Genomic DNA, 11462 nt, shown 5'->3' on the forward strand with positions numbered 1-11462 from the left:
GAAGACTTATTCAGAAATTTCATTGCAATGGTAAGCAGTAGTTGACATGAGAAAAGAATTAAATATCATAAGGGGACATCTCGCTTTGAAATTAAGGGGACATTTTACCTTTGGAATAACAGGACAAAAAATTTTACGAATTAATTCGGGCAAATTTCTTCTTTACATAGCCGTTTTTAGCGTTCTAAAATAACTCTACACAAATTACTTAAGTGGCCATTTATAATTTTGGCTGTTATACGAGTCCTCTTACAAAAGAACTAACAATTGGCAACGGTTACCTGATTAAATAAACCAACCTCCAACCCCAAATTTGTTGACTGATGTCATTTATCTTTCAAGGCTTTAACCCCGGGTAGTTCTTTTCCTTCAAGATATTCTAAGGATGCGCCACCACCTGTAGATACATGGCTGATTTTTGATTTCAAGTTGAATTTTTCTAATGCTGCAACTGAATCGCCACCACCAACGATTGAGATTGCACCTTTTTCTGTTGCCCGAGCAATTGCGTTTGCAATTTCTTCAGTCCCTTTTGCATAGTCATCAATCTCAAATACACCCATAGGACCATTCCAGACTATGGTCTTGGCGTTTTGTATCAATTTTTTAATTGCCTCAATCGATTTTTCACCAATGTCTACGCCTATTGCATCCTGCGGAATATTTACAACATCAACCGTCCCGATCTTCTCACCAGCCTTTATCTCTTTAGCAATGACAACATCTTCAGGCAGATAGACCTTGGGATTTTCCAGTAATGGCTTTGTTTCGTTAATAAAATCATCTTCACAGAGCGATTTACCGATATTCAGTCCCTTTGCCTTGTAAAAAGTAAAGCACATCCCACCGCCGATCGCAAGATTATCAACCTTATCAAGTAAATTTTTTAATACACCGATCTTCGTTGATACTTTCGCTCCACCAATTATTGCCAGCAATGGTCTTTGCGGATTCTTCAATGCGGACTCAAGATATCTTAATTCCTTTTCCATCAAAAATCCGCAAGCAGGATTTTCAAAATAATGGGCAATCGCCTCAACCGAGGCATGGGCACGGTGTGCAGCGCCAAAGGCATCATTTACATAAATTTCAGCAAGTGATGCAAGTTCTTTAGCAAAATTCGTATCATTCTTTTCTTCTTCAGGATGGAATCTTAAGTTTTCCAAGAGAAGAATATCACCGGGCTTCAATCCATCAACAATTTTTTTAACTTCGGGACCAACACAGTCAGGGGCAAATTTCACCTCCTGCCCCAGTAACTCACCTAATCTCTTTGCCACGGGTTTCAAACTCTGTTTCAGATCCACCTTGCCTTTGGGTCTGCCGAGATGGCTGGCAATGATAGGTATACCACCATTTTCAAGAATATACTTTATCGTTGGCAATGATTCTTTTATTCTTGTATCATCGGTAATATTCTGATTTTCATCAAGGGGTACATTGAAGTCCACACGGAGAAATATCTTTTTTCCTTTTATCGGGAGGTCCCTAATTGAAAGTTTGGACATCATTCCCTCGCTATTATGTACTCAAGCAAATCGACAATCCTTAATGAATATGCCCACTCATTATCATACCAGGCAAAGGTTTTTACAATATTGCCGTTCACCATGGTCAATTCCGGATCAAATATTGCCGAGTGGGGATTGCCAATAAAATCGACCGAGACCAACGGCTCTTCACAATACTCTAAGTATTTGCCGAGCGGACCCTCAGCCGCCTTTTTAAAGGCTTGATTGACTTCTTCCTTGGTGGTTGATTTTTCCACCTCACAGACGAAATCGCAGATGGACACATCGGCGGTCGGTACCCTGATCGCTACACCGTCCAGTTTACCTTTCAATTCTGGGAATATCTCTCCAATCACCCTTGCGGCTCCAGTTGAAGTCGGTATCATTGACAGTCCGGCTGCACGTGCCCGCCGCAGGTCTTTATGGACCAAATCTAAGATGCGCTGATCGTTGGTATAGGCATGGATTGTCGTCAGATATCCCTTCTTAACAACAAAATTCTCGTGTAATACTTTGACCATTGGTGCAAAACAGTTGGTAGTACAAGAAGCATTGGATACAATCGTATCTTTTTTGGGGTCGTATTTATCTTCGTTAATTCCCATCACGAATGTCGGAATCTTGGGTTCCCCCTTTGCGGGTGCAGTTATCACCACCCTCTTTGCTCCGGCTTTAAGGTGTTGTTCGCATTGAGCCCTTTCGGTAAACTTCCCTGACGCTTCAATCACATAATCAACCCCTAAATTCTTCCAGGGAAGTTTTGCAGGTTCTTTTTCCGCAAGAACTTTATATTCTTTCCCATCCACAACGAGCGCATCGGCTTTTATTTCTATATGGGCATCAAATTTTTTGTGGACGGAATCATACTTCAATAAATGTCCAAGTGTTTTTGCATCGCTTATATCATTTATAGCAACAAATTCAAACTTATCGCTTTTATAACCGGCTCTAAAAACAAGCCTGCCAATTCTTCCAAAACCATTAATTGCGACCTTTGGTTTCATTAAGACCTCCTTAAAAGGATTATACCCAGGAAAAGTCTCAAGTCAAGAATGAAACTTCGTGAATAATTACAAATTAAAAACGATGCTATAGCAAACTATTATGCTCAAGACGTTATTAAGTGCAGAGAAAATTTTAATGAATTCTCGATGGTTTTTAAAATATTAGGGGTTTACGGTTGCTACATACTCCTGCCCGGTTTTTGTATATTTCAAAATCACCGCGCTCTTTATTGGATTACCATATTCATCAAGTGAAATATTACCTGAAACTGATTTGAAATCCTTTATTCCTTGGAGTGCCTCTCTAACCTTTACCGGATTATCGGAATTCGCCTTTTTTATCGCTTCAAGTAATAGACAGGTGGCATCATAAGCTAATGTAGCTAAGGCGTCCGGCATCGAACCATATTTTGCCAGATATTTTTTTACCCACTCCTGAACTTCAGGTCGGGGATCATCAGGAGAATAATGGTTAGTAAAATAACCACCAACTATCGCATCACCAGCAATTTTAAGCATCTCTGGGGAATCCCATCCATCGCCGCCCATTAAAATTGATCTTATACCCATCTGCCGCGCCTGTTTTGCAATCAATCCCACTTTATTATAATAATCGGGAATATAAAGTACATCCGGATTTGCCTGTTTAACCTTGGTTAGTAAAGCTGAGAAATCGGTATCATCTTTCTGGTAAGATTCATAAACCAGAACCTGTCCGCCGCCCTGGGTAAAGTTATCCCGGTAAAATTCTGCCAATCCTTTTACATAATCATTTCCTACATCGTAGAGAATAGCGGTGGTCTTTGCCTTTAGATTCTCCAGCGCAAATTTCGCCGCGACCTTTCCTTGGAAAGGATCGATAAAACACGCCCGGAAAATGAAATCCTTACGCGTGCCATCGTCGCGAATAGTAACCTTGGGATTGGTGGAAGTGGGTGAAATCATCACCACACTTGCATCCTGACAGACCTGAGAGAGAGGTATAGAACATTTAGAAGATACCGAACCGACAATTAATTTAACTCCATCCTGATTGATAAGTTTACTTCCGGCATTCGCTGCCTCGGTGGGGTCATTTTTATCATCCTGAATGAAGGTCTTAACCTGTTTGCCATTTATTCCACCCAAGGCATTAACTTCTTCAATCGCCAGAAGGAATCCATTTTTGGTGGATTCACCAAAGGTCTTCACATCACCGGTCAAGGGTGCGACAAGCCCAATCTTTATAACATTCTCCTGCGGCCCGCAGGAAAGTATTAAAATACCAAACAAGAATGGGATTATCTTTTTCATTTCATCTCCTTTTATTTTAAATTATTCTTGTAAAACGATCTCTAGTATTTTCAATCTTTTTCGCAACGCAAACTCTGCTATTAGCATGGATTAATTCCCACACCGGATGGAGGGTTAAAAATAGAATTCTAATAAGACCCGCTGACCAACCCACATCCAATGCCTAATCCTTTCGGTATTTTTTTATCCCTTCCTCATATAAATCACCGCCATAGGCATCGTTTGCCACAATCACTGGAAAATCAACCACTTCTAATTCTCGAATCGCCTCCGCACCTAAATCTTCATAAGCCACAACTTTAACTGCCTTGATGTTTTTAGCAATGAGTGCCGCCGCACCACCGGTGGCAGCAAAATATACGGCTTTGTACTTCTGCATCGCCTCTTTAACCGTTCTTGAACGCACTCCCTTACCAATCATTCCCTTCAAGCCAATTTCAAGCAATTTCGGAGTATATGGATCGCAACGTCCGGAAGTAGTCGGTCCTGCCGGTCCAATTACATAGCCCGGCTTGGCTGGAGCTGGTCCTGCATAGTAGATTATCTGCCCTTTCAAATCCAGCGGCAAGGGCTCGCCTTTTTCCGCTAACTCAAATAACCTTTTATGTGCAGCATCCCGGGCGGTGTATATCTTCCCGGTGATCAAAACACTATCGCCAATTTTCAATTTTAAAACATCTTCATCAGTGAGTGGAGTATTTAATCTGATGGGTTGAGACATTTTGACCTCCTTAATTTTATATCACCGCACTTTTGTGTCTTGCGGCATGACAGTTGATATTCACCGCGACCGGAAACGAAGCGATATGCCGGGGGAAGACTTCAATAAAGACATCCAGACAGGTAATCCTACCACCCAGACCCATCGGACCAACGCCGGTATTGTTTATCTTCTCCAGTAACTCCCTTTCAACATCCGCATAGAATGGATCAGGGTTGCGCTCACCGATATTGCGCAAAAGTGCTTTCTTAGCCAGAAACGCCACATACTCAAAATTGCCCCCGATACCCACTCCGACCACAATCGGCGGACAGGGATTGGAGCTTGCTTGAACTACCGTATCAACAACAAATTTCTTCACCCCTTCAATACCATCTGCCGGTGTCATCATCTTCACCGCACTCATATTTTCACTTCCACCGCCTTTCGGTGCCACGGTTATCTTTATCTTATCTCCGGGCACGAGCCTGGTATAGATAATCGGAGGGGTGTTATCATTGGTATTCTTTCCTTTGATAGGATCGGATAATATGGACTTTCTCAAATAGCCTTCGGTATATCCCTTTGCCACCCCCTCGGTAATCGCCTGGTTGATATCTCCTTTTACCCGGACATCCATACCATGCTCAAGAAAGACCACCGCAAAACCAGTATCCTGACAGATAGGAATTTCCTCTTGTTTTGCAATATCCGCATTTTTCAGCAGCTGGTTTAAAATATCCTTACCTACCGGTGATTCCTCTTTTTCCAGTCCTTTTTTTAACGCCTCATAAACATCTTCACCCAAAAAATAATTGGCTTCTTTACATAACCGCGCCACGGTTTCCACGACGGTATTGTATTCCACTTCTCGCATTATCTAACCTCCTTTTAGTTGAATTAAATTAAAAATCGTCACTTTATTCAAGGATTACATATCCGCATCATTTTATCGGCATTAAAACATAGATTTCAGTCTCTGTGGGTAGATTTTCTTTCGCTATTTCCACCTCCCCATTCAATCTTTTTACCTTTTTATCTTTGATAAAATCATCTACCGGAGCAATGGGAAAATCACACTTTGCCGTCTTAAAATGCATGGGAATGACGACTTTGGGTTTTAAAAGCGTGATTATTTCTTCGGCATCTTTCGCATCAATCGTAAAATAGCCACCTACCGGGATCAGAAGGATATCAACCTTCCCAATTTTATCCTTATCGGCGGATGTCAAAACATGCCCGAGGTCACCAAGATGGACAAGGTGCATTCCTTCAAGTTCCATATTGTAAATGATATCCCGACCCCGCTCTTTGCCCGCAGATTTATCGTGATAAACCTCATAACCGATAATGTGGATGCCTTTGATGGTATGCTCCCCGGCAGTATTAACAAATATCGGATTTCCTTTTAAATTCCGTTCATTGTGGTCGTCGTGCTCGTGGGAAATCGTCACAATATCCGCCTCTTCAGTAATCGCGGAGTATTTTATCCCGCCTCCGTAACACCCAGGTTTATAAGGATCGGTAATTATACGCACGCCATCTTTGGTTGTTATCAAAAATGCTGCATGACCTAAAAATTTTATCTTCATAGCGACTCCTTTCCCAATACGGTTAATTATATCCCGGTCATTAAAAAAATCAAGTCTCAAACCAATGCATATTTTTTCAAAAAAATTAAAAATAGATTGACATGTTCAGATTTCTGATTATAATTCAGCAATGGGCGGGCTACCACCTTATAAGGGGTTTAAGTTTCAAGAAATTTTTGATTTTGACTTAAAAGCATCCCATTATCAAAAACTCTTTAAAAATATCAACGCCGTGATTTATATCATCGACCGTCGGGGGAGGATCGTTTATCTCAACGATTTTGTAGAAAAAGTCTCCCATTATAAGGTGCGTGAACTCATTGGCAAACATTTTAAATATGTCGTTGCTCCCGAATCGATGGAAGTAGTAAGAAAAACATTCCTTCAACAACTGAAGGGCAAAAATATCAAACCTTACGAACTCACGGTTCTCGATAAAACCGGTCAGAAAATCTATCTCCAGACCAGTGAACGAATAATTATCAAAGAGGGCAAAGTTCAGGGAATAATCGGCTTTGCCATCGATATCACTGAACATAAAGAATTGACTAATGAATTGTCCAAGATGATCAAAGAACTTTATTTACTCCAATTAATCAGCCAGGAATTATCCTCCATTCTGGACCTTGAATTACTCCTCCAGCGGATTGTTCGGCACCTCAAAGAGACTTTAAATTACGAGCGAGCGGCGGTGGCATTGGTGGATGAGAAAACAAAGGAACTCATCGTCCGCGCCGCAGAAAAGCCCTACTCTAAAAAAATCCAACCACGCCTCAGATTAAAACTGGGACAGGGAATCACAGGATATGTTGCCCAGACCGGGAAACCTTATCTTGCCAATGATGTCACGCAAAATAGTCGTTACTATATTTTTGACAAAAAAACAAAATCAGAGATTGCTGTGCCGCTGAAGGTCGGTGAAAGAGTCATCGGTGTGATTAATATTGAAAGCTATAAAAAAAATACCTTCACCGATAAGGATTTAGAATTGCTATCCCTTGTTGCCAACCAGGCCTCAATCGCCATTCAAAATAGCCAGTTGTACCAATCGCTCAAACAGAGTTATCTTGATAGTATCAAAACTCTTGTTTCGGCTATTGAAGCCAAAGACCCCTACACCTCAGGACATTCGGAACGTGTTAGAAAGTATGCTCTAAAGATCGCCAAGAAGTTAAAATTGAAACCTGAACAGATTGAAGAACTTGATTACGCCGGTTATTTGCACGATATCGGCAAGATTGGCATCAGCGATGCGCTGTTAACAAAACCGAGCCCGTTGACGGAAGAGGAATATCAAAAAGTCAAAGAACATCCGAAAATTGGCCATAATATCCTTAAACATGCCCACCATCTGGCGGGTGCCTGTGAGATTATTAAGTATGAGCACGAGCGCTACGACGGCACGGGCTATCCGAATGGTTTGAAAAGAGACCAGATTCCCATCGGCGCCCGCATAATTGCGGTTGCCGATGCCTACGATGCGATGACCACCGACCGACCCTACCGAAAGGCGTTGAGTAAAAAGGAAGCAATACGACGCTTAAAAGAATGCAGTGGCACTCAATTTGACCCAAAAGTGGTCCGAGCCTTCTTAAAAGTACTCGGTGCCAAATAATTTATTTCAACCACTCCAGATCTTCAACTTTAATCTCGGATTCATCTATATTTCCTACCACAACCAAGCAAAAATCATTTAACTGGAGATATTTCTTTGCCACTTTCTGCACATCCTCAATCTTAACCTCATTAATTAATCTCTCGAATCTTTCTCCATAATCCAAGCCCAATCCCTCGATCTCCAATCTGGTGATAAAATTTGCCATTTCGCGATAGGTATCAAAATTGAGAGGAAAATTTCCAGTATAAAATCTCTTCGCCCGATTTAATTCTTCTTCTTTGATATCATTACCAATGCGTTGAATCTCCTGAAGTATCAGCTCAACGGCCTCGTTTGCCGATTCATTTCGGGTCTGAACAGTAGTAAGGAAATAACCGCCTTGGGTGAATCGTTCAAAGTAGGAAAAGATACTGTAAGCAAGCCCCCGTTTTTCGCGAATCTCGGTGGCTAATCTTGATGTCAGACCCGAACCACCGAGTATATAATTCATAATCCGTGTCGGTATCCAGTCCGGGACCCGATAATCAGGACCTAAAAACCCCAAAAAGATATATGACTGTGAAATATCTCTTTTTATCAACCAGGCTTTTTTCCCGGTTAACTTTAGGAGAGGGCAGTGGAAGACCGGTAGCGGCTTTCGTACCCAGGCTGCAAAATATCTTTCAATTATCACCCGCAGGGAATCGAGAATAAAATCCCCCACTGTAACGATAAACGCGTTATTGGGTAGGTAATATGTAGTAAAAAATTGATTTACATCATCAATCGTTATCTGACTGACCGTACTATCAAACCCCAAAGGTTCATGATTAAGTGGGTGCCTGCCGAAGAGCAGTTTCCGGAACGCAACCATGCCTGCATAAAATGGGTCATCGTTCTGGCTTAAAAGCTGGGAGTAAATTTGCCTCTGGAGCCGCTTCAATTCTTCTACCTTGAAAGCAGGTTTCTGAACACATTCCGCGATCAGTGCCAAAATTTTTTCCAGATCCTTACTCAATACCCGAGCAGAAATGACGGCATAATCCTCATCAACCTGCACATTAATATTTGCGCCTAGATATTCAATTTCTTCCAAGAATTCATTCCCTGAATGGATGGTCGTTCCACGCAACAACATTTGGGCGGTCAGATTTGCCAATCCCTCTTTCCCAGTTGGATCCAAAATACTACCCGCTTTCACAACCAGTCTGATCTCCACCATAGGTATCTTATGGGCCTCGCTGCTAAATATTGCTAAGCCATTATCCAGACTATCCTTATGGATAGTAAATCCAGAGAGCGCACTGATGATTATTAAAAGAGTATATATTATTTTTCTCTTACCCATATCATCTCCCGGGCAAAAGATAACCAACAGTTCTGTTTTCTTCTTTAAAATATTGATTTGCTACCCGCTCAATATCCGCTCGGGTGACCCCCAAAATCTTCTCGGGGTAAAGATTTAAATTCTTCCAGGAGCCGGTTAGTATCTCCCAGTAACCAATTGCGAAACCAATGCCCGAAGGTGAATCCTGACGGAAGGTAAAATTCGCCAAGGTCTGATTCTGTGCCTTTTGCAATTCTTCATCGGTTACCTCTCCCCTTTTCAATCTTTCTATTTCCGCATAAATTTCTTTTTCTAAGTTCTCAAGTTCTATTCCGATTTGAGGGATGGCAAAAATAGAAAAGGTGCCATCATATTTTAATAGAGAGGTGTATGCATCAATGTCTGCTGCCAGACCCTTTTCACGAACGAGTATCTTCTCAAACCTTGAAGTCTTGCCTGAGGCAAGTATCATTCTGATAACCTCAAATACATAAGCATCAGGGTGGCTGATGTTTACTGCCCGATAATTAATGATCAGGGCAGGTTGGTTTACCTCTTTTTTGATTAATGTGAAACGCCTTTCCCCATTCTGCGGAGGTTCATAGTATTCAGCCTCCTGGGCAAAAAGGGGTTTTATTCTTCCAAAATACTTCTTTACAACGCTTAACACCTCTTCCCTTTTTACATCACCACTGATTATTATTATTGCATTTGCCGGATTGTAGTATTTACGATACCAATGATAAACATCATCGCGTTTGATATTCTGGAGATCTCGCATGTAGCCAATCACCGGCTGACGATACGGATGTTGAAGAAATATAATATGGTCGGCAGTCTCAAAGAATGTGCCATAGGGATCATTTTCACCGAGCCGACGCTCTTCCATAACTACCTGTTTTTCTGGAACAAACTCTTTTTCCGCGAGAAGTAAATTCTGCATTCGATCTGCCTCCAGCATCAATGCAAGCTCATAACGATCTTTATATAGATTTGCCCAATACACAGTTTGGTGAGTAGAAGTAAAGGCATTCTCTTCACCACCGGCTTCGTCAATCAAACGGTCATATTCTTTGGGTCCGAATTTTTTCGTACCCCTGAACATCATATGTTCTAAAAGATGAGAAATACCAGTATGTCCAGGTTGCTCGTTATAAGAGCCGACCCGATAACAGACTTGGACTGAAACGACCGGTGCAAAATGGTCTTCATATATCAACACCTTAAGCCAGTTATCAAGTTGATACTCGTAAACCTGGATTGGCTGAAAAGAAAATGTAAGCAATATCAGGATGATTATCATTTTACTCCTTTCAAGATTAGATTATACCGATAAAATAAGGGCTGTCAATAAAAGTGATTGGAATGGCAAGTGTCTAATCGGTTTATCTTTTTATACGTTTCCTGTCGCATTGGTAATTAAATCCCAAACCCCAAGTGCCCAATTTCAAACAATGATTAAATTCCGAGGTTAAAACGATGAGGCATGAACAAACTATGAAATCCAACCTCTGATACTCCGTTTCACCGAGGCACCGATACAACCTTCAACATTTTAACCCATTTTTTTAATCTTATTCTTTCCCTCCCTATTAATTGTCCACAAGATAACATTCCATTTTCAAAAATGAGAGGTTCATTATTAGGTGAAGAAGTGGGTATAGAAGTGGGAAGTAAGAAGATTTTTCTTCCCACATTCAACCTATCTAACCCACTTCCTCACCAAGCTTCCATCATTCCAACAACACTACCTTCACAATCTGCTTGAAATCGCCCGCCTCTAACTGCACAAAATAAACACCTGCAGGCAGTCTACGACCAGAATCATCAAAACCATCCCAGACGACCGTTGATCGCCCATCGTTTAATGTCAATCGAGAGAGATCCTTAACCATTCTACCAGTCACATTATAAATCGCAAGACTAAAGCCTCGCCCTCCATCGTGCGTTTCGGATTGTGGATTGCGAATTGCAGATTTGTTTGGAATTTGGAACTTAATCACGCAGTGATTCTGGAACGGATTTGGTTTGACATCAAACACTATTAAATCAGATGGAGTAGTGCTTTCGGCCTCTTTAATTCCCACACCCACATTTGCCTTCGCAAGGCAGGAATACTCACCCCAACCCCAAGCCGCATTGTAACCACGGACATAATAATAATATTCACCCACTGGATGATTCGTAAATGTATATGTTGTATCGGTTATGTTATTCGCAATCACAGTAACATTATTGAACAAACAAACCGGCCGAATATCATCAACATAAAAACCACCATTGAGCGTATTGCCATCGGTCATGGAACGGAACCGAAAATAAACCGACTTACCAACCCAGTTCGCCAAAGAATAAGCCTTGCGCACCCAAGTCGTCTGCGTCCCAGTAAACCGCGTGGTGTCAAGATTGAACCACTCCTTCGTATTCTCCGATACCTC

General features: G+C 41.5%; 10 protein-coding genes. 1 reads left to right on the top strand and 9 read right to left on the bottom strand.

What is annotated here, in order from left to right; all coding sequences use genetic code 11:
* Positions 1 to 326: 326 nt before the first annotated feature.
* The 6 genes from ABIL39_11420 to ABIL39_11445 form a co-directional block, all read right to left on the bottom strand.
* Positions 327 to 1508: a phosphoglycerate kinase gene (locus ABIL39_11420; protein ID MEO0166732.1), complete on the bottom strand. Its 1182-nt coding sequence runs from the start codon at positions 1506 to 1508 to the stop codon at positions 327 to 329.
* A complete protein-coding gene (gene gap, locus ABIL39_11425) occupies positions 1508 to 2515 on the bottom strand; it encodes a type I glyceraldehyde-3-phosphate dehydrogenase (GenBank protein MEO0166733.1) in 1008 nt (335 codons plus the stop codon). The genes ABIL39_11420 and gap overlap by 1 nt, the downstream gene beginning before the upstream one ends.
* 162 nt (positions 2516 to 2677) lie before the next feature.
* Positions 2678 to 3808: an ABC transporter substrate-binding protein gene (locus tag ABIL39_11430; protein MEO0166734.1), complete on the bottom strand. Its 1131-nt coding sequence runs from the start codon at positions 3806 to 3808 to the stop codon at positions 2678 to 2680.
* Positions 3809 to 3971: 163 nt separating this feature from the next.
* Complete coding sequence (locus tag ABIL39_11435; protein ID MEO0166735.1) at positions 3972 to 4529, bottom strand: Fe-S-containing hydro-lyase; 558 nt, start codon at positions 4527 to 4529, stop codon at positions 3972 to 3974.
* Positions 4530 to 4545: 16 nt separating this feature from the next.
* Positions 4546 to 5385, bottom strand: coding sequence for a fumarate hydratase (locus ABIL39_11440; protein ID MEO0166736.1), 840 nt, complete (start codon positions 5383 to 5385; stop codon positions 4546 to 4548).
* 67 nt (positions 5386 to 5452) lie between these two features.
* Complete coding sequence (locus ABIL39_11445; protein MEO0166737.1) at positions 5453 to 6100, bottom strand: MBL fold metallo-hydrolase; 648 nt, start codon at positions 6098 to 6100, stop codon at positions 5453 to 5455.
* Positions 6101 to 6230: 130 nt separating this feature from the next.
* Here ABIL39_11445 and ABIL39_11450 point away from each other — a divergent pair, with 130 nt between their 5' ends.
* Positions 6231 to 7715, top strand: a complete 1485-nt coding sequence (locus ABIL39_11450) for an HD domain-containing phosphohydrolase (GenBank protein ID MEO0166738.1) — start codon at positions 6231 to 6233, stop codon at positions 7713 to 7715.
* Between the two features lies 1 nt (position 7716).
* Here the strand turns inward: ABIL39_11450 and ABIL39_11455 are convergent, their stop codons facing one another.
* The 3 genes from ABIL39_11455 to ABIL39_11465 all read right to left on the bottom strand — a co-directional run.
* Positions 7717 to 9045 (bottom strand): pitrilysin family protein, encoded by a 1329-nt coding sequence (locus ABIL39_11455; protein ID MEO0166739.1) that lies wholly within the window; start codon positions 9043 to 9045, stop codon positions 7717 to 7719.
* 1 nt (position 9046) lies between these two features.
* Positions 9047 to 10327: a pitrilysin family protein gene (locus ABIL39_11460; GenBank protein ID MEO0166740.1), complete on the bottom strand. Its 1281-nt coding sequence runs from the start codon at positions 10325 to 10327 to the stop codon at positions 9047 to 9049.
* 430 nt (positions 10328 to 10757) lie between these two features.
* Positions 10758 to 11462, bottom strand: a 705-nt coding sequence (locus tag ABIL39_11465) for a FlgD immunoglobulin-like domain containing protein (GenBank protein MEO0166741.1), incomplete at its 5' end; no start/stop codon positions are given.

The sequence above is a fragment of the candidate division WOR-3 bacterium genome (assembly GCA_039802205.1).
Taxonomy (GTDB): domain Bacteria; phylum Hydrothermota; class Tepidihabitantia; order SM23-42; family JAOAFX01; genus JAOAFX01.

Coding starts and splice junctions, on each gene's coding strand:
- ABIL39_11420 (MEO0166732.1), bottom strand. CDS start 1,508: ATGTCCAAACTTTCAATTAGGGACCTCCCGATAAAAGGAAAAAAGATA.
- gap (MEO0166733.1), bottom strand. CDS start 2,515: ATGAAACCAAAGGTCGCAATTAATGGTTTTGGAAGAATTGGCAGGCTT.
- ABIL39_11430 (MEO0166734.1), bottom strand. CDS start 3,808: ATGAAAAAGATAATCCCATTCTTGTTTGGTATTTTAATACTTTCCTGC.
- ABIL39_11435 (MEO0166735.1), bottom strand. CDS start 4,529: ATGTCTCAACCCATCAGATTAAATACTCCACTCACTGATGAAGATGTT.
- ABIL39_11440 (MEO0166736.1), bottom strand. CDS start 5,385: ATGCGAGAAGTGGAATACAATACCGTCGTGGAAACCGTGGCGCGGTTA.
- ABIL39_11445 (MEO0166737.1), bottom strand. CDS start 6,100: ATGAAGATAAAATTTTTAGGTCATGCAGCATTTTTGATAACAACCAAA.
- ABIL39_11450 (MEO0166738.1), top strand. CDS start 6,231: ATGGGCGGGCTACCACCTTATAAGGGGTTTAAGTTTCAAGAAATTTTT.
- ABIL39_11455 (MEO0166739.1), bottom strand. CDS start 9,045: ATGGGTAAGAGAAAAATAATATATACTCTTTTAATAATCATCAGTGCG.
- ABIL39_11460 (MEO0166740.1), bottom strand. CDS start 10,327: ATGATAATCATCCTGATATTGCTTACATTTTCTTTTCAGCCAATCCAG.